The sequence below is a fragment of the Sphingomonas qilianensis genome (assembly GCF_039614825.1).
Classification (GTDB): Bacteria; Pseudomonadota; Alphaproteobacteria; order Sphingomonadales; family Sphingomonadaceae; genus Sphingomonas; species Sphingomonas qilianensis.
On sequence record NZ_JBDIMF010000001.1, the window covers coordinates 146,651 to 170,175 of the forward strand.

Annotated in this window: 20 protein-coding genes; 5 read left to right on the forward strand and 15 right to left on the reverse strand. The window is 65.1% G+C overall.

Features of this window, described 5'->3' with window-relative positions; all coding sequences use genetic code 11:
- Positions 1–176 precede the first annotated feature (176 nt).
- The 4 genes from tsf to ABC969_RS00760 form a co-directional block, all read right to left on the reverse strand.
- On the reverse strand, positions 177–1,109 hold the full coding sequence (gene tsf / locus ABC969_RS00745) for a translation elongation factor Ts (protein ID WP_345862324.1): 933 nt from the start codon (positions 1,107–1,109) through the stop codon (positions 177–179).
- 89 nt (positions 1,110–1,198) lie between these two features.
- A complete protein-coding gene (gene rpsB, locus ABC969_RS00750) occupies positions 1,199–2,089 on the reverse strand; it encodes a 30S ribosomal protein S2 (RefSeq protein WP_345862325.1) in 891 nt (296 codons plus the stop codon).
- Positions 2,090–2,493: 404 nt separating this feature from the next.
- Positions 2,494–3,306, reverse strand: a complete 813-nt coding sequence (gene pssA / locus ABC969_RS00755; protein WP_345862326.1) for a CDP-diacylglycerol--serine O-phosphatidyltransferase — start codon at positions 3,304–3,306, stop codon at positions 2,494–2,496.
- Between the two features lie 7 nt (positions 3,307–3,313).
- Positions 3,314–4,045, reverse strand: a complete 732-nt coding sequence (locus ABC969_RS00760; protein ID WP_345862327.1) for a phosphatidylserine decarboxylase — start codon at positions 4,043–4,045, stop codon at positions 3,314–3,316.
- A 144-nt stretch (positions 4,046–4,189) separates the two neighbouring features.
- Here ABC969_RS00760 and ABC969_RS00765 point away from each other — a divergent pair, with 144 nt between their 5' ends.
- Together ABC969_RS00765 and ABC969_RS00770 are read left to right on the forward strand one after the other, a co-directional pair.
- The gene (locus ABC969_RS00765) at positions 4,190–5,410 is read left to right on the forward strand and encodes an NADP-dependent isocitrate dehydrogenase (RefSeq protein WP_345862328.1); all 1,221 of its coding nucleotides are present in this window, start codon (positions 4,190–4,192) and stop codon (positions 5,408–5,410) included.
- A gap of 124 nt (positions 5,411–5,534) precedes the next feature.
- Complete coding sequence (locus tag ABC969_RS00770; protein WP_345862329.1) at positions 5,535–7,361, forward strand: cation:proton antiporter domain-containing protein; 1,827 nt, start codon at positions 5,535–5,537, stop codon at positions 7,359–7,361.
- 2 nt (positions 7,362–7,363) lie between these two features.
- Here the strand turns inward: ABC969_RS00770 and ABC969_RS00775 are convergent, their stop codons facing one another.
- Both ABC969_RS00775 and alaS read right to left on the reverse strand, forming a co-directional pair.
- A complete protein-coding gene (locus tag ABC969_RS00775) occupies positions 7,364–8,062 on the reverse strand; it encodes a hypothetical protein (protein ID WP_345862330.1) in 699 nt (232 codons plus the stop codon).
- Positions 8,063–8,134: 72 nt separating this feature from the next.
- Positions 8,135–10,792 (reverse strand): alanine--tRNA ligase, encoded by a 2,658-nt coding sequence (gene alaS, locus ABC969_RS00780; protein WP_345862331.1) that lies wholly within the window; start codon positions 10,790–10,792, stop codon positions 8,135–8,137.
- Between the two features lie 212 nt (positions 10,793–11,004).
- Here alaS and ABC969_RS00785 point away from each other — a divergent pair, with 212 nt between their 5' ends.
- The gene (locus tag ABC969_RS00785; RefSeq protein WP_345862332.1) at positions 11,005–11,409 is read left to right on the forward strand and encodes a YbaN family protein; all 405 of its coding nucleotides are present in this window, start codon (positions 11,005–11,007) and stop codon (positions 11,407–11,409) included.
- Here the strand turns inward: ABC969_RS00785 and ABC969_RS00790 are convergent.
- The gene (locus ABC969_RS00790) at positions 11,406–13,451 is read right to left on the reverse strand and encodes a S9 family peptidase (RefSeq protein ID WP_380808980.1); all 2,046 of its coding nucleotides are present in this window, start codon (positions 13,449–13,451) and stop codon (positions 11,406–11,408) included. The two genes, ABC969_RS00785 and ABC969_RS00790, sit on opposite strands and share 4 nt — an antisense overlap.
- 129 nt (positions 13,452–13,580) lie before the next feature.
- Here ABC969_RS00790 and ABC969_RS00795 point away from each other — a divergent pair, with 129 nt between their 5' ends.
- A complete protein-coding gene (locus ABC969_RS00795) occupies positions 13,581–15,389 on the forward strand; it encodes a DUF885 domain-containing protein (protein ID WP_345862334.1) in 1,809 nt (602 codons plus the stop codon).
- Positions 15,390–15,430: 41 nt separating this feature from the next.
- On the forward strand, positions 15,431–17,041 hold the full coding sequence (locus tag ABC969_RS00800; protein WP_345862335.1) for an NAD(P)/FAD-dependent oxidoreductase: 1,611 nt from the start codon (positions 15,431–15,433) through the stop codon (positions 17,039–17,041).
- Here the strand turns inward: ABC969_RS00800 and ABC969_RS00805 are convergent.
- From ABC969_RS00805 to ABC969_RS00840, 8 genes are all read right to left on the reverse strand, one after another.
- Positions 17,038–18,108 carry an oxidoreductase gene (locus ABC969_RS00805; RefSeq protein ID WP_345862336.1) on the reverse strand — a complete coding sequence of 357 codons (1,071 nt, stop codon included), beginning with the start codon at positions 18,106–18,108 and terminating at the stop codon, positions 17,038–17,040. The genes ABC969_RS00800 and ABC969_RS00805 overlap by 4 nt on opposite strands.
- A gap of 101 nt (positions 18,109–18,209) precedes the next feature.
- Positions 18,210–18,716 (reverse strand): peptide-methionine (S)-S-oxide reductase MsrA, encoded by a 507-nt coding sequence (gene msrA, locus ABC969_RS00810; RefSeq protein WP_345862337.1) that lies wholly within the window; start codon positions 18,714–18,716, stop codon positions 18,210–18,212.
- The gene (msrB, locus tag ABC969_RS00815; RefSeq protein ID WP_345862338.1) at positions 18,713–19,162 is read right to left on the reverse strand and encodes a peptide-methionine (R)-S-oxide reductase MsrB; all 450 of its coding nucleotides are present in this window, start codon (positions 19,160–19,162) and stop codon (positions 18,713–18,715) included. The genes msrA and msrB overlap by 4 nt, the downstream gene beginning before the upstream one ends.
- 52 nt (positions 19,163–19,214) lie before the next feature.
- Entirely contained in the window at positions 19,215–20,423 is a 1,209-nt protein-coding gene (locus tag ABC969_RS00820) for a chymotrypsin family serine protease (protein WP_345862339.1), read from the reverse strand.
- A 59-nt stretch (positions 20,424–20,482) separates the two neighbouring features.
- On the reverse strand, positions 20,483–21,448 hold the full coding sequence (locus tag ABC969_RS00825; protein WP_345862340.1) for an FAD:protein FMN transferase: 966 nt from the start codon (positions 21,446–21,448) through the stop codon (positions 20,483–20,485).
- Positions 21,449–21,453: 5 nt separating this feature from the next.
- A complete protein-coding gene (locus ABC969_RS00830) occupies positions 21,454–22,347 on the reverse strand; it encodes a DUF4198 domain-containing protein (RefSeq protein ID WP_345862341.1) in 894 nt (297 codons plus the stop codon).
- A gap of 14 nt (positions 22,348–22,361) precedes the next feature.
- Positions 22,362–22,850 (reverse strand): DUF2271 domain-containing protein, encoded by a 489-nt coding sequence (locus tag ABC969_RS00835; RefSeq protein WP_345862342.1) that lies wholly within the window; start codon positions 22,848–22,850, stop codon positions 22,362–22,364.
- A gap of 9 nt (positions 22,851–22,859) precedes the next feature.
- Positions 22,860–23,504: a PepSY-associated TM helix domain-containing protein gene (locus tag ABC969_RS00840; protein WP_380808979.1), complete on the reverse strand. Its 645-nt coding sequence runs from the start codon at positions 23,502–23,504 to the stop codon at positions 22,860–22,862.
- Between the last annotated feature and the right edge of the window lie 21 nt (positions 23,505–23,525).

A 23,525-nucleotide genomic window follows, 5' to 3' on the forward strand; every position in this document is an offset into this window, starting at 1 on the left:
AATTCCCCACGCATCTTATCATATGTTAGGGATTAGCCTCGGTCCGCATCATTTGCGGCGCGTGGTGAGGTGCAGCCGGAAAAGCGAATCTGCCAATCCGGCCCGCATTCCGTGGGGCCAACAAAAAGGCCGCGTCTCGCGACGCGGCCTCTCCTGCCTGGTCAGAAAAGCCGATTTCAGACCGGCTGCTTCACGCCTGATGCAGCAGCGACTTCCGCGGCGAAATCGCTCGTCTCCTTCTCGATGCCCTCGCCGAGCTGGAAGCGGACATAGTCGACCAGCTTGATCGGTTTGCCCGCTGCCTTTGCCGCATTGGCAACGACGTCGGAGATTTTGGTCTTGCCGTCCATCACCAGCAGCTGGCTGACCAGCGCGTTTTCCTTGCGATACTTGGCGATGCCGCCTTCCACCATCTTGGCGATGATGTCCGCAGGCTTGCCGCTCTCGGCGGCCTTTTCGGTGGCGATGGCGCGCTCACGCTCGATGATCTCGGGATCGAGATCTTCTTCGTTCAGCGCCAACGGGAAGGCCGCGGCGATGTGCATGGCGATCTGCTTGCCCAGCGCGTTGAGCGCATCGGCATCGGCTTCGCTCTCGAGCGCGACAAGCACGCCGATCTTGCCAAGGCCGGTTGCCGCGGCGTTATGCACATACGGCACGACCACGCCGGCGCTGACTTCCAGCCGCTTGGCGCGACGGATCGCTTGGTTCTCGCCGATCGTCGCGATGTTGTTGGTCAGCGTCTCTTCGACGGTCTTTTCACCCAGCGATGCCGCCTTGATCGTCTCGAGCGAATCGCCGAGCGCCAGCGCAACCGAGGTCACATCGCGCACGAAAGTCTGGAACTGCTCGTTCTTGGCGACGAAATCGGTTTCGGAATTGACCTCGACTGCCGCGCCCTTGGTGCCCGACACTTCGACGCCGACCAGGCCCTCGGCCGCGGTGCGGCTGGACTTCTTGGCGGCGGACGCGAGACCCTTGGCGCGCAGCCAATCGACTGCCGCGGTCATGTCACCGTTCGACTCGGTCAAAGCCTTCTTGCAGTCCATCATGCCCGCGCCGCTCTTCTCGCGCAGATCTTTCACCGCTGCTGCCGTGATCTCGGCCATGTCTCTAATCCTTTTTCAGTCTGCAAATGTGATGCGGGCGGGGAAAGGCCATCTGCCCTACCCCGCCCGCTAGATCAGCAAGGTTACGCTTATGCGTCGAGCTGGCGCTCGCCTTCGGCGGCCGTTTCCGGCTCCGTCGATGCAGCCGGCGTCTCGGGATCGGCTGCCGCAAAGTCAGCTTCCGTCACTGACGTGTCGGCAGCGACCGAAGACGATGCCTCGACCGGAGCGACCGTCAGCGCTTCCTCGACCGGTGGCTGATCGAGCGCACCCACGTCGACGTGACGGGCCTGCTGCTCCTGGCCACCGCGCGTCGCGGCGATCGCGATCGCTTCGCAATACAGGCGGATGGCGCGGCTGGCGTCATCGTTCGCCGGCACCGGGAAGGCGATGCCATCGGGCGAGACGTTCGAATCGAGGATCGCGACGACGGGGATACCCAGCGTGTTGGCTTCCTTGATCGCCAGCTCTTCCTTATTGGCGTCGATCACGAACATCACATCCGGAATGCCGCCCATATCGCGGATGCCGCCGAGCGAAAGCTCCAGCTTGTCCTTTTCGCGGGTCAGCTGCAGCACTTCCTTCTTGGTCAGGCCGTGCGTATCGCCCGACAGCTGCTCTTCGAGCGTCTTGAGGCGCTTGATCGAGCCCGAGATGGTCTTCCAGTTGGTGAGCATGCCGCCCAACCAGCGATGGTTGACGAAATGCTGGCCCGAGCGACGCGCTGCTTCAGCGACGGGTTCCTGCGCCTGGCGCTTGGTGCCGACGAACAGCACCTTGCCGCCGGCTGCCGTCGAGGCAGCGACGAATTCAAGTGCGCGTGCGAACAGCGGCACGGTCTGCGAGAGATCGAGGATGTGAACGCCGTTGCGATCGCCAAAGATGTAGGGCTTCATCTTCGGGTTCCAGCGATGCGTCTGGTGTCCGAAATGCGCACCCGTTTCGAGCAACGCCTGCATGGAGACGACTGGTGCCGCCATAGATAATTCCTTTCCGGTTGAGCCTCTGGGAAGCGAGTGATCCATGGGGCGGGTAAAACCCACCGGACACCGGCTATGTATGCTTCCCATGCGGTTTGAAGATGCGCGTTCTACCGCGCGCCTCCTCCGAAATCAAGCGTTGACATACGGAACGAACGTGGAACATAAAGGGCCCGTAACGGGGGTACGGAACCTTCAAAGCCTGCTACAGGTTTAACGTTCCAAGTTTCAGCCCGGATGTTCAAGGAGTTGGGCCATGATGACGATCGTTTCATACCTGCTGTTCGCCACCACATTGGCAGCATCCGTCGCGGTGATGTTTTATACTGTGGCCCCGGCACTACCGCGCATCATTGCCTTGCTCCACGGCCGCGAAGATCTTGCTGCCATGCCGCGACTCGTGCTCAGAGATCGTCGTCAGGTATCGCGGGCGCGCTCGGTGCAGCCGAAGACGCAGCCGGCGCAGCGCGTAGCCGCTTGATCCGGGCATAGGATCGCATGCTGAATGGTATCGACAAGAAATAGGCGGCGGCCAGCAGCGACACGGTATGCCACGGCGCGGATACGATCGCTGCACCGACGAGCACGACGATCGCCAATGCTTCGAACCGAATGTTGCGGCGCAGCTTGAGCGATCCCCAGGAATAGGTCGCGATGCTGGAGATCATCAGCAGCGCGACCAACGCGACCCACGGTGCGACCAGATACGGCGAACGAAACAACGGCTCATCGGTCCACACCCAGAAGAACAAGGGCAGCATCGCCAGCCCTGCCCCCGCCGGTGCGGGAACGCCGGTGAGGAAGCCTGCAGATTTATGCGGTTGTTCAGTCTCGTCTATTTGCGCGTTGAAGCGCGCGAGGCGGAGCGCGCAGAATACTGCAAGCACCAGCGAACACAGCCAGCCGAGGCGGGGCAGATCCTGCAGCGACCACAGATACATGATCAGCGCTGGCGATACGCCGAACGAGATCGCGTCGGCCAGCGAATCGAGCTCGGCGCCGAAACGGCTTTCGCCATGCAACATGCGCGCGACCCGGCCATCGAGCCCGTCGAGCACTGCGGCGATGATGATCATCAGCACCGCGATCTGGAAATTGCCCGCAATGGCAAAACGGATCCCGGTCAGCCCAGAGCACAATGCCAAAGCGGTAATGGCATTGGGCGCGACCGCGCGCAGCGGAAGCCCGCGCGGCTTGCGCGGCATTGGCCGCATCATGCGCCGATCACTGCGCGATGCCGCTAGGCACAACGCCGCCGACCCGGCCCAGCACGGTCTCACCGGCAACGCTGCGCTGGCCCAGGCAGACCTGGCACGCGACATCATCGGGTAGGAACACATCGACTCGGCTGCCAAAGCGGATCAGCCCCACACGCTGCCCGGTGGCAACCATGTCACCCGGCTTGACGAAGCCCAGGATGCGGCGTGCGACCAGCCCTGCGATCTGGGTGAAGCCGACACGGCGCCCATCCTTGCCCTCGACGACGATGTGCTGCCGTTCGTTTTCGTCGCTTGCCTTATCGAGGTCGGCGTTGAGAAACTTCCCCGAGATATACACGACCTGGCGGATCGTGCCGGCGATCGGCGTGCGATTGATATGCACGTCGAACACCGACATGAAGATCGACACGCGCAGCAGCGGTGCATCGCCCAAGCCGTTTTCGCCGGCCAGTTCGCGCGGCACGGCGACGCGCTCGATCATCGTTATCAACCCATCGGCGGGCGCAATGATGAGGTCGTCGCCTTGCGGCGTGGTGCGTACCGGATCGCGGAAGAAGGTCACCACCCAGGCGGTGACCCCCAGCAACGGCCAGAACAGCACGTTGGAAATCAGCCACGTGCACAACAAGGTGATCGCCAGCGCGATCATCACATATTTGCGCCCCTCAGGGTGCATGCCAGGGAACCGCCATTTCACGGTCGTCGTCGCCAAAGGCGGCTTGTCTAATGATGCCATAACTTCCGTTCTACCCACCAGGATACCGGCTGACAACGCCCAACGCCCACCTGCCATGTCGGCAAAGCCGATCCAGACGGTTGATCGCCAGCCCCCATGCTCCTAGACGCTTGGCCAAACCTCCCCCCTTACGGAAAGAGTCACATGGCGAAGATCAAGGTAAAGACGCCTGTCGTGGAGATCGACGGCGACGAGATGACACGGATCATCTGGCAGTGGATCCGCGAGCGTCTGATCCTCCCCTATCTCGATATCGATCTTGAATATTACGATCTCGGGATGATGAGCCGTGACGGCACCGACGACAAAATCACCGTCGACAGCGCCAAGGCGATCCAGAAATACGGCGTCGGCGTGAAATGCGCGACGATCACCCCGGACGAGCAGCGCGTTGAGGAATTCGGCCTCAAGAAGATGTGGAAGTCGCCCAACGGCACGATCCGCAACATCCTGGGCGGCACGATCTTCCGTGAGCCGATCGTGATCAAGAACGTCCCCCGCCTGATCCCGGGCTGGACGCACCCGATCGTCGTCGGCCGCCATGCCTTTGGCGATCAGTATCGTGCGACGGATTTCCTCGTTCCCGGCCCGGGCAAGCTGCGTATGGTGTTTGAGGGCGACGACGGCACCAAGATCGACCAGGAAGTGTTCCAGTTCCCTTCGCCCGGCGTCGCCATGGCGATGTACAATCTCGACGATTCGATCCGCGATTTCGCGCGTGCATCGATGCATTACGGCCTGAACCTCAAGTGGCCGGTGTATCTGTCGACCAAGAATACCATCCTCAAGGCCTATGACGGCCGCTTCAAGGATCTGTTCGCCGAGGTTTTCGAGAGCGAATTCAAGGACAAGTTCAAGGAAGCGGACATTGTCTATGAGCATCGCCTGATCGACGACATGGTCGCGTCGGCGCTGAAGTGGCACGGCGAATTCGTCTGGGCGTGCAAGAACTATGACGGCGATGTCCAGTCGGACCAGGTCGCGCAGGGCTTCGGCTCGCTCGGCCTGATGACCTCGGTGCTGCTCACGCCGGATGGCAAGACAGTCGAGGCGGAAGCCGCGCACGGCACCGTCACACGCCACTTCCGCCAGCACGAGCAGGGCAAGGCGACCTCGACCAACCCGATCGCCTCGATCTTCGCCTGGACCGGCGGGTTGAAGTATCGCGGCAAGTTCGACGGTACGCCTGAAGTGACGCAGTTCGCCGAGACGCTCGAGCGCGTCTGCGTACAGACAGTCGAGAATGGTCACATGACCAAGGATCTGGCGCTGCTGATCGGCCCGGAACAACCGTGGATGACCACCGAGCAGTTCTTCGAACAGGTCCGTCTCAATCTCGAACAGAAGATGGGCGCGCGCGGTTAAGCCTCGCCCAGGCTGGGTGCCGTCGTGATGCGTAACATCGCGATGGCACCCGACGTGGCAACATCATTCGGCCACGGGTCGTTCACGGGCTGACAATCACGTCGCATCCCGTTTAGACGGGCGTATGGCAGCACCCTTACTCAACAGCGGATTCAGCGACGCGCTGGTTATTCTTGGCGCGGCCGGCATCGTCATCCCCGCCTTCGCCCGCTTCAGGATCAGCCCGGTCATCGGGTTTATCCTCGTCGGCTTGCTGGTTGGTCCCTCGGGGCTCGGAACGTTCGTCGATCGTTATCCCTGGCTCTATTATTTCACCATCTCCGACGCGCATTCGATTGAGCCGTTTGCCGAATTCGGCATCACTATGCTGCTGTTCTCGATCGGGCTCGAACTCTCCCTGAAGCGCCTTTGGGCGATGCGCGCGCTGGTGTTCGGCACGGGCGCGGCGCAATTGCTCGTGTCGGGCGTGCTGATCGGGCTTGGTCTGTATTTTTACGAGCAAGTGGCGATCAACGTCACCACGTTCGGCTTTGCCGGCGCCGCAGCGCTGGGCATCGCGCTGGCGCTCTCATCCACCGCCTTGGTGCTGCCAATCGCCGGGACGACAAGCCCCGTCGGTCGCTCGGCTTTTTCGATGTTGCTGTTCGAAGATCTGGCGCTGGTGCCCATCATCTTCGTGCTGGCGGCGCTGGCGCCGAGCTCGGCCGGTGATGGCTTGTCCAATGTGCTTGGTGTGCTCGGTCGCGGCGCGCTGACCGTTGCGATCATCTTTGTCGGCGGGCGCTTGTTGCTCCCCAAGCTGTTCGCGCAAGCCGCACGCACCAAAAGCCCCGAACTGTTCCTTGCCGCCTCGCTGCTGGTGGTGATCGCCGCCAGCCTCGCCACCACGGCGGCGGGTCTGTCCCCGATCGTTGGCGCATTGCTCGCCGGGTTGCTGATCGCCGAGACGGACTATCACAACGAGGTCGAGGTGATCACGGCGCCCTTCAAGGGGCTCGCGCTCGGCGTGTTTCTGATCACGGTCGGCATGAGCCTGGATATCCGCATGATCGCGGAAAATTGGGTTGGGCTGTTCGCCGCCATTGCCGGCGTGATCGCGATCAAGACCGCGGTCACTTTCCTGTTGCTCAAGCTATCCGGCATTCGTAACGGCGTTGCGGCGGAAACCGGCCTGTTGATGGCCAGCCCGTCCGAAACCACCTTGATCGTGCTGGGGACGGCGGCGCAAGCAAGCCTGATCAGCGCCACCACCGCCAGCTTCTGGCAGACCGTCACCGCGATCGGGCTGACCATAACGCCGCTGCTGTCCCAGCTCGGCAAGCGCGTTTCCAGGGGCATCGAGCGCCGCGCGAGCGGCGATCCGGCGGATACGGAGATTCCGGCGGAAGGCCCGGGCACGGTGGTGATCGGCTTCGGCCGCGTGGGCCAAATGGTCGCCGACATGCTCAAGGTCCATAACCAGCCCTTCATTGCAGTAGAGGCCGATATCGACGTTGTCGCGTCCGCCAGACGAGACGGCTATCCGGTGATCTTCGGCGATGTGGCGCGCAGCGAGTTGGTCGATCGGCTCAATCTGGGCCGTGCCAAGGCGCTGATCCTGACGATGGATGATCCCGTTCTGTCGGTACATCTCACGCGTCGCGTACGCGGTTGGGTGCCCGGGCTGACGATCGTTGCGCGCGCGCGCGATGTGCATCACGCCGCGCAACTCTATCAGGCCGGCGCCACCGACGCGGTACCGGAGACGCTGGAAAGCTCGCTGCAATTGTCGGAGGCGGTGCTGGTCGATCTCGGCGTCGCCGTTGGTCCGGTGATCGCCTCGATCCATGAGAAGCGCGATGAACTCCGTCAGGAAATCCGCGCCTCGGCCGAAATGGATCGCGATCCGCGATTGAAGCGGCTGCGCGGGCGGACCAACGGGCCGAGTACGCTGGGCGAAAACATCGCCTGAAGCTATTTCTTGGCAATCTGCCCGAGCGGCAATAAGCGGTCAGCCAGCGTCTGTGTCGCCTTGCTGTTGCCGTTCATGAGCGGTGTGAGCAACAAATTGGCCGAGCGCTGCATGATGCGATCCAGCGCTGTCGGCGCATTAGCGCGCGTCGCCGCCTCGGCTAATTGCTTGCCGCGCACGTCGGCACCGTCGATTTCGAGCCGTAGCAACGCTGCCAGCCCGATATACATGGCGCGATTGCCACCCAGCGCCAGTGCACGATCGATCGAGGCCAGCCCCACCTTCTTCTGCGCACCGACCGCGGCGCGGCCCACAAACTGGCCGACCGCGGCGATCACGCCGATATGCCACGCGCCCAGCGCCAGATGCGCTTCGGGATTGTTGGGATAGCGGGCGACCAGTGCCTCGAACCGGCGCCGTGCCTCTACCGCGCCCGAACGGTTGCCGGTCAGCTGCGCGCGATAGCCGATCGCGGTCGCCTGAACGATCGCCGCTTCCTGATCATCGCCCGATCGCGCCAGCATCGCGCCGGTCACCTGATGCACGCGATCGATCTTGGCCAAGGCCACGGCCTTGTCGCGGTCGGCAAACACCGCGGTGGTGAGCACGTCGCGCGGTGTCTCGGCAGCAGCAGCGCAGGGCATCATCGCAAGCGCAACGGCCGCCGCCGTCGCTGGCCAGTGCCGGTATAATATGCTCATCCTGATCTGCCCGTAATATGCCATGCGATTGTCAGCCTATCGCAGGCCGTTCCAGCAGATCGTTAACATGGATCAGGCGGACAGCGCGGTGCGGATTGCGGCGAGTGCGTCCTCCGCCTTGGCGCCGTCCGGCCCGCCGCCCTGCGCCATATCGGGCCGGCCGCCGCCGCCCTGGCCACCCAGCACGGCCACCGCGACGCGCAGCAGATCCACGGCATTGTGCGTGGTTGCCAGATCGCCCGTAACGCCCACGGCGATCGAGGCACGGCCTTCATTCACCGCCAGCATCACGGCGATGCCCGAACCGACACGCTGCTTGGCCTCGTCGACCGCGCCGCGCAGCCCCTTGGCGTCGAAATCCTGCAGCACCTGGCCGACGAAATTGACCCCGCCAACCTGTTCCGGCCCGGCCGGCGCCGTGCCACTGCCGCCGCCAAGCGCCAGCGCCTTCTTGGCCTCAGCCAGTTCGCGCTCGAGCCGTCGGCGGTCTTCGACCAACGCAGCGACGCGCGCTGGCACCTCGTCCGGCGTCGACTTCAACGTCGCAGCCGCTTCGCGCAGCTTCTCGTCGCGCGATGCCAGATACTGGCGCGCGGCTTCGCCGGTCAGCGCCTCGATGCGCCGCACGCCCGAAGAAACGGCGCTTTCGCCGACCACCTTGAACAGTCCGATATCGCCCAGCGCGGTGACATGCGTGCCACCGCACAATTCGAGCGAATAGGTCTTGTCGTCCGCGGCGCCCATCGAGACGACGCGCACTTCGTCGCCATATTTCTCGCCGAACAGCGCCATCGCGCCTTCCTTGATCGCCTCGTCGGGCGTCATCAGCCGCGTGGAGACAGGCGAATTGGCGCGGATGTGATGATTCACATCGGTCTCGACCTCGCCGATCCGCGCGGGATCAATGCTGGTAGGCTGCGAAAAATCGAAGCGCAGCCGATCGGGGGCCACCAGGCTGCCTTTCTGCGCCACGTGCAGCCCAAGCCGCTGGCGCAGCGCTTCATGCAGCAGATGCGTGGCCGAATGGTTGGCGCGGATCTGGTCGCGGCGGGCCACATCGATCTCCAGCTTGACGGTATCGCCGACCTTGACGCCACCCGCATCGACGATCGCGTGATGCACGAAGATGCGGCCCAGCTGCTTCGACGTCTCCGTGACCTGCGCACGCAGCCCCTCGTCATTGGAGATCGTGCCGGTATCGCCGACCTGCCCGCCGCTCTCGCCGTAGAAGGGCGTCTGGTTGACGACGATCGAAACCGTATCGCCCGCCGCAGCCTGTTCCACGCGCGCGCCGTCCTTTACCAGCGCCACGACCTGCCCCTCTCCCGCCGTGGCGGTATAGCCGAGGAATTCGGTGCTGCCCGATTGCTCGGCGATATCGAACCAGATGTCGTCCGATGCCTTGGCGCCCGACCCCTTCCAGGCAGCGCGCGCCGCGCGTTTCTGCTCGGCCATCGCCGCCTCGAAGCCGGCACGGTCGATGTGCATATCTAGGCCGCGCAGCGCATCCTCGGTCAGATCATAAGGGAAACCGAACGTATCGTAGAGCTTGAACGCGGTGTCGCCGGGCAGCGTATCGCCGGCCGACATGGTCGCGGTCGCCTCGTCGAGCAGGCGCAGCCCGTTGGTCAGCGTGCGGCGGAACTGCCTCTCTTCCTGCAGTAAAGTCGATTCGATCGAGGCCTGCGCGCGCAGCAGCTCGGGATAGGCCGCGCCCATCTCGGCGATCAGCGACGGCACCAGCCGGTGCATCAACGGCTCTTTCGCGCCCAGCAGATGCGCGTGGCGCATGGCGCGGCGCATGATCCGGCGCAACACATAGCCACGGCCTTCATTGGCCGGCAGCACGCCATCCGCGACCAGGAAGCCGCTGGTGCGCAAATGATCGGCGATGATGCGGTGGCTGGCCTGGTTGTCGCCGGTCGTGGCGGTGCCGGTCAGCGCGCCCGACGCGGCGATAAGCGCCTTGAACGTGTCGGTATCATAATTGTCGTGGCAACCCTGCAGCACCGCGGCGACGCGCTCCAGCCCCATGCCGGTATCGATCGAGGGCTTGGGCAGATCACCGACAATGGCATTGTCGAGCTGCTCATATTGCATGAACACGAGGTTCCAGATCTCAACGAACCGGTCCCCGTCCTCGTCCGGGCTGCCCGGTGGGCCACCGGGGATATGATCGCCATGATCGTAGAAGATTTCCGAGCAGGGCCCGCACGGTCCGCTATCGCCCATCGTCCAGAAATTGTCCGACGTGGCGATGCGGATGATGCGATCGTCGGGCAGGCCGGCGATGCGCTTCCACAGATCGAAGGCTTCGTCATCGGTGTGGTATACAGTGACGGTGAGCTTGTCCGCTGGCAGGCCCCACACCTTGGTCAGCAAGGTCCAGGCATGCGTGATCGCCTGATCCTTGAAATATTGCCCGAACGAGAAATTCCCCAGCATCTCGAAAAAGGTATGATGCCGCGCGGTGTAGCCCACGTTGTCGAGATCGTTGTGTTTCCCGCCGGCGCGGACGCATTTCTGGCTCGATGCCGCGGTCCCATAAGGCCGCGTTTCCAGCCCGGTGAACACGTTCTTGAACGGCACCATGCCGGCATTGACGAACATCAGCGTCGGATCGTTCTGCGGCACGAGCGGCGCGGATGCCACGCGGGCGTGTCCGGCCTTCTCGAAATAGTCGAGAAACGAACGGCGGATGTCGTTGGTGGACATGAAATGTGCGGTCATGGGATGCGATCTAGGCGAGCGCGCGCGCCGGCTCAAGCGCTCTAGTGCGGCAGGCCAGAGCAACCACCGCGTCGGCCGGCCGCCGCTCTTTGCTATGGGATGCCGGATCACGCCCTATAGTGGGGCGCGCAAAGACCTTTGCCTGGTGCGGATAGATGATTCGATGACGTGTTCCTGTCTCCGTGCCCCCACCGACCCGACCGCCAAGACCCATGCCCGAAACTGAGCGCTCCGCCGCGCATCCGGCGGTGCGCGCCGGCTGGCTGGCGCTTGGCCTGATCAACGTGGCGCTCGGCATCATCGGCGCCGTGTTGCCCCTGATGCCGACGACGATCTTCCTGATCATGGCCGCCGCCTGCTTCGCGCGCTCTTCGCCACGGCTCGAAGCGTGGCTGCTCGGCCACCCCCGTTTCGGCCCGACACTGCGCGCCTGGCGGGAGCAAGGTGCCATTCCCCGCCGCGCCAAGATTGCTGCCTGCACCGGCATCACGCTGGGATATGCCGCCTTCGTGCTCGGCGCGCGCCCGCATTGGCCGCTCGCGGCGCTGGTTGCCGCCGCGATGATGGCGTGCGCCGCCTATATCCTCACGCGCCCGGCACCGGCATCGCCCGATTAGCGCTTACGGTAGCGATCGAACCACGCGATGATCGCCGATGCCTTGGCGGCGGATTGCGATGGCCGCGCGGCCAGCCCGCCATGGCTCGCCCCCGGCACCTTGACCAGGGCGGTCGGGACACCGGCAATCTGCAATGCCGCGTAATATTGCTCGGATTCGCTGACCGGCGTGCGATAATCGTCGCTACCGACCACCACCAACGTCGGCGTCCTGACGTTGCCGACCAGGCTCAGCGGCGAGCGCTGCCAATAGCTCATTGGATCCTCCCACGGCAGCTTCGCGAACCAGTAGCGCGACGTGAACAGGGTATTGTCCATGGTCAGCGATTCGCTGATCCAATTGATCACGGGCTTCTGCGTCGCCGCCGCCTTGAAGCGATTGGTCTTGCCGACGATCCAGGCGGTGAGCACGCCGCCACCCGAGCCGCCGGTGACGAACAGGTTATCGGGATCGGCGGTGCCCTCGGCGATCGTCGCATCGACCGCCGCGATCAGATCGTCATAATCGGCGGAGGGGTAATTCTTGTCGATCAGATTGGCGAATTCCGCGCCGTACGAGGTCGAACCGCGCGGGTTGGTCCACAGCACGGCATAACCCGCCGCCGCATACAGCTGGACGTCGGTGGCGAAGCTCGGGCCATAAGCGCTGTTCGGGCCGCCATGAATTTCCAGCACCAGCGGCACGCGCTTTCCCGGCGTCGCGCCCGGCGGCGTGGCCAGCCATGCGTCGATCGCCCGGCCATCGGGCGCGGTGACGGCGATCTTGCGCACCACCGCCAACGCCTTGGCACCAGTCAGTACCGCGTTGAGATTGGTCAGGCGGCGCGGTTTTCCCCCGGCGAAAACCCACACATCGGCGGGCGCGCTGGCATCGCCGCCCGTATACGCGAGCGTGCCCCCGCGCGAGACGGAAAAGTCGCCGCCGGTATAGGGCCGATCCAGTCCACCCCCCGCGACATTATCGACGAGCGACGTCAACCGGCCGTCGAGCCCGATCCGCGCGACATGCCGCCGGCCATGATCGTCATAGCTCGCATACAGGCTGCGGCCGTCTGCCGCCCACACCGCATCCTCGATCGCGCGGTCAAGGTTGGCAGTCAACGACCGAGGCGCGCCCGCGTCACCATCACCGACATAAAGCTGCGTGTTCTCGTAACTGCGCCGCTTGTCGTCGAACCCGAGCCACGCGATCTTCGCGCCATCGGGCGATACGCGCGGTTGCGCGTCTGGCCCATCGCGCGTCGTCAACGTGCGCAGCCCGCCGCTGGCGATATCGACTGCAATGACATCCGAATTCATCACTTGCCGGTCCGCCTCCGGCCCGCGGATCGCGGCGAAGACAATGCCTTGCCCATTCGGCGTCCACGATAGCGGCCCGCCATCATCGAACTTGCCATAGGTCAATTGCCGCGCCGCGCCGCCATCGGCGCCAACCACGAACAGGTGGTCGTAGCCAGGCTTCACATAGCCCGGCCCGTCATTGCGATAGTTCACACGGTCGATAACCGTCAGCGGCTCGGCCCATTTGGCGCCCTCCGGCTTGGCCGGGCTGGTGCCGAGCTTGGTGCCCTCCCCCGCGACGGTTGCAATATATGCGAGCTTGGTGCCATCGGGCGACCAGGCCAGCGCCTGCGGATCGCCGGGGAAGCTGGTGATGCGAGCGCTTTGTCCACCGGCTACCCAGCGCACGAACAACTGGCCATTGTCCCCGTCCGACGCGGAATAGGCGATCCGCGTGCCATCGGGCGACCAGCGCGGGCTGCTGCCTTGGGCCACAAACGGCGTCTGCCGCCCGCTCGCCACGTCGATCAGCCAGAGCGAGGATTGCAGACGGTCGGTCATCACGTCGCCGGTGCGCCGAACATAAACGATCGTGCGTCCATCGGGGCTGATCTGCGGGTCCGCGGCGATGGTCAGGCCGAACAGATCGCTGCCCGTGAAGCTACGGCTCGGCACCTCGGAAGGCGGTGCGGACGATTGCTGCTGCGCGATGGCGGGCGTGGCGGCGAGCAACAGCAAGGCGAGCGTAAGGCGCACGGTTATCTCCTTTGATACCGGGCGAAAGATGCCCGATGTCGTGCGATTGGCAAGCGCGATTTGTTCGCCATCGAAACCTCGAGCAGCGGCGGCTATGCCTATGACAATAGGATGATTCGTTTGAGGAGTTTGCCGATGCACGCTGATCGCCGTCAGTTTCTCGCCGGTTCTGCCGCCACGGCGGCGTTGGCCACGGTACCAGCCTGGGCCGCGACCCCAGCCCGCGCGCCACTGTCTGATTTGTTCGACGAACTGGTTCAGACGCAGCTCCGCCGCAGCCCGGAAAGCGCGACGCAATTGGGGCTCGATACCGCCGCCAATGCTGATCTGCGCGCCAAGCTCAGCGATCAATCCGCCACCGGCATCGCCGCCCACAAGATGGAAATCAGCGCGCAGCTCAAGCGGCTCGAGGCGATCGACCGCGCCGCTTTGACGCCGGAACAGCGCGTCGACCTCGATTGCATCCTGTTCACGCGTCGCTCCGCTGTTGCCATCCAGGCATTGGATTTCGGCGGATCGGCCTATGGCCCCAGCCCCTATGTCGTGTCCCAGCAATCCGGCGCGTATCAATCCGTGCCTGATTTTCTCGATACCAAACACAAGATCGAGAGCAGGGGCGATGCCGACGCCTATCTGCAGCGCGTGCAGGCCTTTGGCCGGCAGATCGACGAGCAGACCGAGCGGATGCGGCACGATGCCGCCGCCGGCGTGGTGCCGCCTGATTACATTCTGGATCTGACGATCGAGCAATTGAGCAAGACCGCGGTGCCGGCCAACGATGCCCTCGTCGTCCAATCGATCGCGCGCCGCGCCGCTGCCAAGGGGCTCGGCGATACCTATGGCACGCAGGCGGCGGCGATCTATACCGCCGGCGCCCTCCCCGCGCTGCAGCGCCAATTGGCCTATGCCCGCGACTTGCGCGCCAAGGCGACGCACGATGCCGGCGTGTGGAAATTGCCGCAGGGCGCGGCCTTCTATCCGGTGGCGCTCAAGGCCACGACGACCGCCAGCATGACCCCGCAGGAGGTCCACACATTCGGCCTCGATCAGGCCGAGATGCTGTCCGCGCGGCTTGATGCCGAGCTCAAGAAACAGGGCTTCACCAAAGGCAGCGTCGGCGAGCGCATGGCCGCATTGTACAAGAACCCCGACCAGCTTTACCCCAATACCGATGCCGGCAAGCAACAGGCGATCGCCTATTGCAACGCCAAGCTGGATGCCATTCGCAGCCGCTTGCCCAGTGTATTCGAGCGTGTGCCACCCTACAGCTTCGAAGTCCGCCGCGTGCCTCCGCAAACCGAGGCCGGCGCTGCCGCCGCGTTCAGCCAGGCGCCGGCAATCGATGGCTCACGCCCCGGCCTGGTCTATTTCAACCTCAAGGACGCCGGCGACTGGCCCAAATTCTGCTTGGCGACGACGGTATATCACGAGGGCCTGCCCGGGCATCAGCTGGAAAGCGGGCTCGCGCTCTCCAACGCCGGCCTGCCCCTGATCCGCAAGATCAACGGCTTTTCCGGTTATGGCGAAGGCTGGGCGCTATATGCCGAGCAACTCGCCGACGAGATCGGCCTGTATGACGATGATCCGCTCGGGCGCCTGGGCTATCTCAAATTCATGCTGTTCCGCGCCAATCGCTGCGTGGTCGATACCGGGCTGCATCATCTGCGCTGGAGCCGCGAGCAGGCCATCCGTCGCTTCGTCGAGCAGGAAGGCGAAACGCCGGGCTTCGCCGCGCGCGAAGTGGAGCGCTATACGGTCAATCCCGGCCAGGCGTGCAGCTACAAGATCGGCCATTCGGTATTCGCCGATATCCGCACGCGGGCTCAGGCGAAGCAGGGTGTGCGGTTCGATCTCAAGGCCTATCACAGCGCGGTGCTGCGTCATGGCCGCGTGCCACTCGATGTGCTGCGGCAGATCGGAGACGAATGGATGGCGCGCGGCTGACGCTATTGGCGTCGCGCGCCGCCAGCCGCTAAGGCGCGGCGATGCTCCGTATCACCGAACTGACGCTGCCGCTGTTTCATGCCGATGAGGATCTGCCCGCGGCGATCTGCAAGCGATTGCGCATCTCGCCGCGCGATCTGATCAAGCAAGTCATCGCCAGGCGCGCGCACGACGCACGCGACAAGACCGATATCCTGCTGGTCTATTCGGTCGATGTGAACGTCAAGAACGAGGATGCGGTGCTGGCGCGCTGCCGCAAGGATCGGGGCGTGCAGCGGACGCCCGATACGCGCTATCGCTTCGTCGCGCAGGCGCCCGCCGATGCCCCGCGGCCGGTCGTCATCGGGGCAGGCCCGTGCGGTCTCTTCGCCGGGCTGATCCTCGCGCAGATGGGCTACAAGCCGATTATTCTGGATCGTGGCAAGGTGGTGCGCGAGCGGACCAAAGATACCTGGGGCCTGTGGCGCAAAGCCGTGCTCAATCCCGATTCCAACGTGCAGTTTGGCGAGGGCGGCGCGGGGACGTTTTCGGATGGCAAATTGTGGAGCCAGATCAAGGATCCGCGCTATCTCGGGCGCAAGGTGCTGACCGAGTTCGTCAAGGCGGGCGCCCCGGCCGAGATCCTGACCGAGGCGCACCCGCATATCGGCACTTTCCGGCTGGTGACGATGGTCGAGAGCATGCGCGAGACGATCGAGGCGCTGGGCGGCGAATATCGCTTTTCGACGCGCGTCGACGGGCTGGATATCGGCGGCGGCGCGCGGCGCGTGCGCGGGCTGCATTTGCAGGATGGCGGCTATCTCGAGGCCAGCCATGTGGTGATGGCGATCGGCCACAGCGCGCGCGATACGTTTGCGGCGCTGCATGAGCAGGGCGTTCATGTCGAGGCCAAGCCGTTTTCGATCGGCGTGCGCATCGAGCATCCGCAAAGCTGGATGGACGAGGCGCGGTTCGGGCCATGCGCGGGCAACCCGATCCTGGGCGCGGCGGATTACAGCCTGTCGCATCACTGCTCGAACGGCCGCACCGTCTACAGCTTCTGCATGTGCCCCGGCGGCACGGTGGTGGCGGCGACATCCGAGCCCGGGCGTGTGGTGACCAACGGCATGAGCCAATATTCGCGCAACGAGCGCAACGCCAATTCCGGGCTGGTGGTCGGCATTGACCCCGCGCGCGATTATCCCGGCCATCCGCTCGCGGGCATCGCGCTGCAGCGCCACTGGGAGTCCGCCGCTTATGTCGCGGGCGGCGCAAGCTATGCCGCGCCGGCGCAGAAGCTGGGCGATTTCATGGCCGGGCGCGCCTCCGAAACGCTGGGCGCAGTAGTGCCGTCCTACAAACCGGGGGTGCATTTAACCGATCTCGCCGAATGCTTGCCCGATTTTGCGGTCACCGCGATGCGCGAGGCGCTTCCCGTCTTCGGGCGGCTGATCCCCGGCTATGATCATCCCGATGTCGTGCTGACGGGCGTCGAGACCCGCACCTCCTCGCCCGTGCGCTTCACGCGTGGCGACGATTTCCAGAGCCTCAACACCGCCGGGCTGTTTCCCGCCGGTGAAGGCGCGGGCTATGCCGGGGGCATCCTCTCCGCCGCGGTGGACGGGATCAAGGTGGCGGAAGCGGTCGCGCTCAGTATCAACGCGGCGCGCTAGCCGCGCGCATAGCCCGCGCGTTCTGCCTCGCTCAGCGCCGGCACGACCGAACGCAGCGCCCGCGCGGATTTGGCGGCCGCCTCAAGACAGGCCATCACCGCGATCGCCTGGACCGGCGGCACGGGATTGGGTGCGCGCCCGTGCAGCGCGTCTACGATTCCGTGATAGAATAGCCGCTGATCGCCAGCGGTCGCCCCGATCTCTCTGGGACCGCCCTCGGCATCATGCACGATCAGCGCATCGTCATCCTCGCCCCACCCTGCCGCGCCGGGCGTCATGCCGGCCAGCAATTGCCGCTCCTGCCCATCCATCCCCTGCTTGATCATGCTGCCGGCATCGCCGTGCACGATAAAGCGCGGCGATCCCCCCGCCACCAGCATGCTCGCCTGCAGCACCACGCGCCGGCAGGGATAATCGAGCACGACATGCGCCCAATCGTCCGATCGCCCGCCATCGCGTAGCGTCGCCAGATTGCCGGTGATGGAATCGGGCACGCCGAACAGTTGCAGCGCCTGATCGAGCAGGTGCGGCCCGAGATCGAACCAGATCCCGCTCCCCGGCCCGTCGCCCTCGCGCCAGCGGTCGCGGACCTCTGGGCGGAAACGATCGAAATGCGATTCGAAATGCGTGACGCGGCCGATAAAGCCATCGTCGATCGCCTTGCGGACGGTCAGGAAATCGCTGTCCCAGCGCCGGTTATGAAACACGGCGAGCAGGCGATCGTGCATCGCTGCCGTCGCGGCTAAAGCGCGCGCTTCCGCCAGATCAAGCGTGAAGGGCTTGTCGACGACGACGTGCTTGCCCGCCTTGAGTGCGGCATCGGCCAGCGGCGCATGGCTGTCATTGGGCGTGGCGATGACGACCAGGTCGATGTCGGCGGCGGTGGCGGCCGCCAGCGGATTGGCGACGACGGTGATGTCCGGCAGGTCGGCATGGACCTTGGCGGCGTCGCTTGAGCCGACCAGGGCGAGCTCAAGCCCCGGGATCGCGCGGATCAGTGGCGCGTGGAAGGTCTTGCCGGAGAAGCCGTAGCCGATCAGGGCGACGCGGATCGAGCTGTGGGTCATGTGGGCCTTAGCAAGCATTCGTCACCTCGGACCTGTTCCGGGGTCCGGACCAAGTCCGGGGTGACAGAGAGGGTGGCGTTTAAACGCCACCCTGGCGCAGCTTACGCCGCCTCGCGCCGCGGCAGCTTCCAGCCCGGCCGCACGAAATGGCAGGTATAGCCATTGGGCAGTCGCTCGAGATAATCCTGATGCTCGGGCTCGGCTTCCCAGAAATCGCCCAGCGGCGCGACTTCGGTCACGACCTTACCCGGCCACAGACCCGAGGCATCGACATCGGCGATCGTATCCTCGGCCACCGCCTTCTGCGCGTCATCGGCGTAGAAGATCGCCGAGCGATAGCTCGCGCCGACGTCATTGCCCTGGCGATTGGCGGTCGAGGGATCGTGGATCTGGAAAAAGAATTCCAGCAACGCGCGGTACGTGGTCTGCGCCGGATCATAGACGATCTCGATCGCTTCGGCATGGTTGCCATGGTTGCGATAGGTGGCGTTGGGCACCTCGCCGCCCGAATAACCGACGCGCGTGGCAACCACGCCCGGCAGCTTGCGGATCAAATCCTGCATTCCCCAAAAACAGCCCCCGGCCAAAACAGCACGCTCGGTGCTCATGCGACATTCTCCACTTGATTGAGATATTGGCCATATCCCTCGGCCTCCATATCGTCACGATGGACGAAACGGAGCGAGGCGGAATTGATGCAATAGCGCAGGCCCCCGCGATCGCGGGGGCCATCTTCGAACACGTGCCCCAAATGGCTGTCGCCATGCTTGGAGCGCACTTCGACGCGGCGCATAAACAGCGAATTATCGACCAGCTCGGCGACATTGGCGGGCTCGATCGGCTTGGTGAAGCTCGGCCAGCCGCAGCCGGATTCATATTTGTCGGCGCTGGCGAACAAGGGCTCGCCGGAGACGATATCGACGTAAATGCCGGGTTCCTTATTGCCCAGCAGCGCGCCGGTGCCGGGGCGCTCGGTGCCGCTTTCCTGCGTCACATGATATTGCTCGGGCGTCAGCGCCGCGATGGCGTCCTGATTCTTGCTATAGCTGGTCATGGGCTTCTCCATTGCGACGCTGAAGATGGGGAGTCGGCTCGCATCCGACAAGCTATCCGCGCAGCAGTGCCCAACCGGCGGGCAGGTAATCAACCGACATGTAGAAATAGAAGGCGCAGGAGCCGTCGCGGCGATAGCTGCCGCCTTTCAGGATGCCAAACGCAGTGCCGCCGCTGAACACGGGTGATCCGCTGTCCCCCGCCTGGCAGGTCGGCCCGGCAACAGTCACCCACGTCGGCAGGCACGCGCCGCCGCAAATGTCGCCCGCCGGCGCGAAATCGGTCAATTCCACCAAGGCGCAGCTATAACCGGTGCGCTCGCCGCGATGGCAGACGAAGTCGCCGCTGCGCGTCGCCGCGCGTGTGCGCTGCCCGGTCACCGCGCGCAGCCGCGTCTTGCCGGTATCGCTGTAAAAGCTCGGCGCCAGCGGCGCGGCGCTGGCGTTGATCTGCACATCGCGGTAGCCCCAGCCCCATTGCCCGACATAATCGAGCGGCAGCACGCCGCGTTGCGGATCGCGATAGCTCATCTGATCAAGGCAATGCGCCGCGGTGGTCACCGCGTGCTGCACGCCATCGGACACGGCAAAGCCGGTGGTGCAGACATAGCGCCTGCCATCCGTCGGGCTGACCCCCTCGAGCCGCGCTCCCCCGGCAATGTCCATGTTGCGATCGACCTGATTGAGAATGCGCACCTGCACCGGCACGCCGGCAATTCCCTCCAGCTGCGCGCGCAACGCCCCTGCCCCCGCGCCCGCCTGCGCACTGGGCACGATCACGACGAGTTCGCCCGTGCGCGGATCGAAACCGATGCCGGGCGCGCGCGGCAGGGCCGCGCGAATCTCGGCCTGATGCCAGGTCAGCGCCCAGATGCCCTGCTCGCGCGTGCCCCGTGCGCCGGTCTCGAACAGCACCGGTACGCTCATCGCCTCCGTCCTGATCCGGGTCGGGCGCACCGGCGCATCGCCGGTCAAATGCACGACGATGCGATAATCGGGGCGATGCTCGAGGACGATCCCGGCCAGCCGGTCGCGATATTTCTCTGCCAGTTTGTCAGTCGCGGCCACGCTTTGCTCCTGCGCGGCCAGCCGGCGCACCGCCTCGCCCGGCGACACGCCGAACTGCCGGGCGTAATCCGCGCCGTCGCGCGCCAACGCATCGGCCGGCGTTTCGAGAATGGCGGCCGGCATGACCACGGCTGCCCCCGGCGCTGTGGGCGGTGGCAGCGATTGTGCCGCCGCGCCGGTGGCGGCGACAAGCATCGGAAGGATCAGGCTACGCACAGTACAGAAGTATCAGCCCCACCGCAGCTTGGCGAGTGCTACAGCATCCCGCCGAGCGCAGCCGACAAGTGCTCACGCGCCGCGCCACCGTCATGCGTGACGATGCGTGCCGCAATCCGCTCGCGGTCGGCCAGCGCCAGCCCCGCCGGCCCGAGCACGGTCAGCGCGCTGGCCCAGGCATCCGCCTCCATCGCGCTTGCATGCAGCACGCTGACCGAGACGACGCCGTGCGACGCCGGGTAGCCGGTGCGCGGATCAAGGTTGTGCGCGCCGCGCGCATAATCGCCCGAGGTGGCGACGGCGAGACCGTGCAGCGCCACCCGCAGCGGACGGAGATCGATGCCCGGCGGTGTTTCCAGATCGACCCACCACGGATCGCCATCCGGCCGAATGCCGAACCCGGCCAGCTCGCCGCCGATCTCGACAAGGGCGTGACGGATACCCGCAGCCTGCAACAGCCCAGCCACCGCATCGACGGCAAAGCCCTTGGCGATACCCGACAGATCGAGCCCGACCCCGCCCGGTTGGCGCAAGCGACGTAATGCCGGATCATAGGCCAGGCGGTGCCAGCCCGATTGCGCGCGTGCCGCGATAATGCCGGGGGCGTCGGGCGCCGGCATCGGCCCGGGCGGGCCAAAGCCCCACAGATCGACCAGCCGCCCGATCGCCGGATCGAACGCGCCCTCACTCAGCGCGGCAATCCGCAGGGCCGCAGCCATGACATGCGCAAAGTCAGGCGGCAGCGCCATCCACGTTCCCGCCGCCGCGCGGTTGAACTTGCTGAGCAGCGAGCCTGGTTCCCAGTGGCTCATCTCGGCAACGATGCCGTCCAGCCGCGCCACGATCGCCGCGCGTATTGCCGCCGCACCGGCGCGTGGCTGAGGCACGAAAAGCACGCGCCAACGGGTTCCCATCGTCAACCCGTCGAGCGTGACGATCGGCGCCGCCGGATCGTGCCCGGCAAACGCGCTGCCGTCGATCACCGGCGGCAGCGCGATGCGCATCACGCTCAGGGCGTCAGCACTTCGAGCGTGGTGGAATAGGCCATGCGCCGTTCGGTCGCACGCGGCACGCTTGTCTTGCCGTCGGTGAGGTTGGCGTTGAGCCAATACATGCCCGCGGTGGGCCAGGTAACGGTAAGCACCCCGTCCGCGCCCGTGGTCAGCTCCATCCCGCCTTCGGCGTCACGATAGCGCTTGCCGCCGGGAATCACGCTGACCTTGATGCCCGCCGCCGGTTTGCCGTCGACCAGGAAGCGGAAGCGCGCCGCTTCACCCGCGACCAGCTCATCCGGATGCGTGATCGGCGCGAATTCCAGCCCCTTGCCGGTCGGCTTGAACACTATGGTGGTCGGCTCGCCGGCAGTGACGAAGATCTCATTGCGGCTCGACGTTTCGGTCAGCTTCACGTCGGTGGCATTGGCCGGAATATCGGCGACGCTGAGCGGCGGCTGCCGCATTGCGCCGCCTTGGCCGGGCGCCGGACGCCCGCCGGCCGGGCCGCCGGCGTACGCGCCCGGCGGCGGACCGCCGCGCCCGCCGACACGCTTCTCCACGCCATCGACCTTGAAGCTGCCCATCACGCCGGACATTTCCAGCCCGATCTTCCAAGTGCCCGGTTTGTCGAGCTGCACGTCAAACACCGAGCGATAGCGGCCGGTCGACGGGTTCTTCAGTTCGCCCGGCGTGCCATCCGGCTGCCATACCTTCATATTCTCCAGCCGGCCCGGCTGGTGATCGAAGAAGAACAGATCATTGGAGATAGCGGCATCCACCGTGACCCAGCTTTCGGTGCCGGAAAATACCGTGCCCGAGGGCAGCAGCCACATGCGATGTGCGGACAAGGCGGTCGGGATCGACAGCAAGGCGGCGGCGGTAAGCAGATGGCGAGTGAAGGGCGTCATGATCGGATCTCCTGTTAGCGGGCGGATAACGTGATGGCGCCGAGTTCGCTCTTGCCCGCGGCGCTGCCGGCGATGCGGGGCACGGTGAGCGGCACACTGACCAGCTCGCGGCCGCCCGTCTCGCGCGCTGCCTCGACGTGCAGTACATAGGCACCCGGCTTGAGATCGGCGGGCAGCGCAAGCCGGTATTGGCCCGGCGCGCGTGTCGCCCCGCTGACGCCGTTGGCGGGCAGGCTCAGGCTGCGCCCACCTTTGCGCCACCAGGCGCGCAAATCCGACAGCCATTTGGTGCCCGGCTCCTTGCCGCCCTTTTTGATGTCGTACCACACGGCCAGCGTGCGCGCTGCGCCCCCTCCGGCGGGCTCCACCCATACGGCGACATAGGGGCGATGATATTCCGCCACGCTGAGCCGCGGGATGGTGATCGTCACGGTGCCCGCCAGCGCCGGCGCGGCGACCAGGCCGGTGAGTAGAACGGGGGCGGTCAGCAGGGTCGCGCGCATGGGATGCTCCTAGTGTAGAAAGACGATGGCGATTATCACCGGCAGCGCCAGCCCCAGGCCCACCAGGGGCCAGGTCGAGCGCCGGTGCCGGGCGTGGAGCTGCAGCAGCAGCAGCCCGGTCAGCGTGAACAGGATGCACGCGACGGCAAAAATATCGATAAACCAGAACCAGGCGGTCCCGGCGTTGCGGCCCTTGTGCAGATCGTTGAGATAGGAAATCCAGCCGCGATCGGTCGTTTCGGCGGTGATCTTGCCGCTCGTCCGATCGATGCTGACCCAGCCATCGCCCCCCGGCCGCGGCAATGCGACATAAACTTCGTCATCGGACCATTCGCCAGCCCGGCCTGTGGGATCGACGCCTACCGCGGTAACGACCGCCGCCGCCACCGGCCCCGGCAGCGGCGCGCTGGCCGCCGGCGTTTTGGGCAAGGCGGACAATAGCGGGCCTGGCAACACGGCTTCCCTGGACACCACCACCGGCGTCGCGCCGATCGAGGCAGCATGGTTGAGCGTGATCCCCGTGACAGAAAAAAGCAGCATCGCCATCAGCGATACCGCAGCGCTCATCCAGTGCCACATATGCAGCTGCTTTAACCACCAGCCGCGCCATTTGCGTTTGGAGGTTTTTGGCGTGCGAGCGGCAGATTGTTGGATGACGTTTCACCAGCGAAAGAG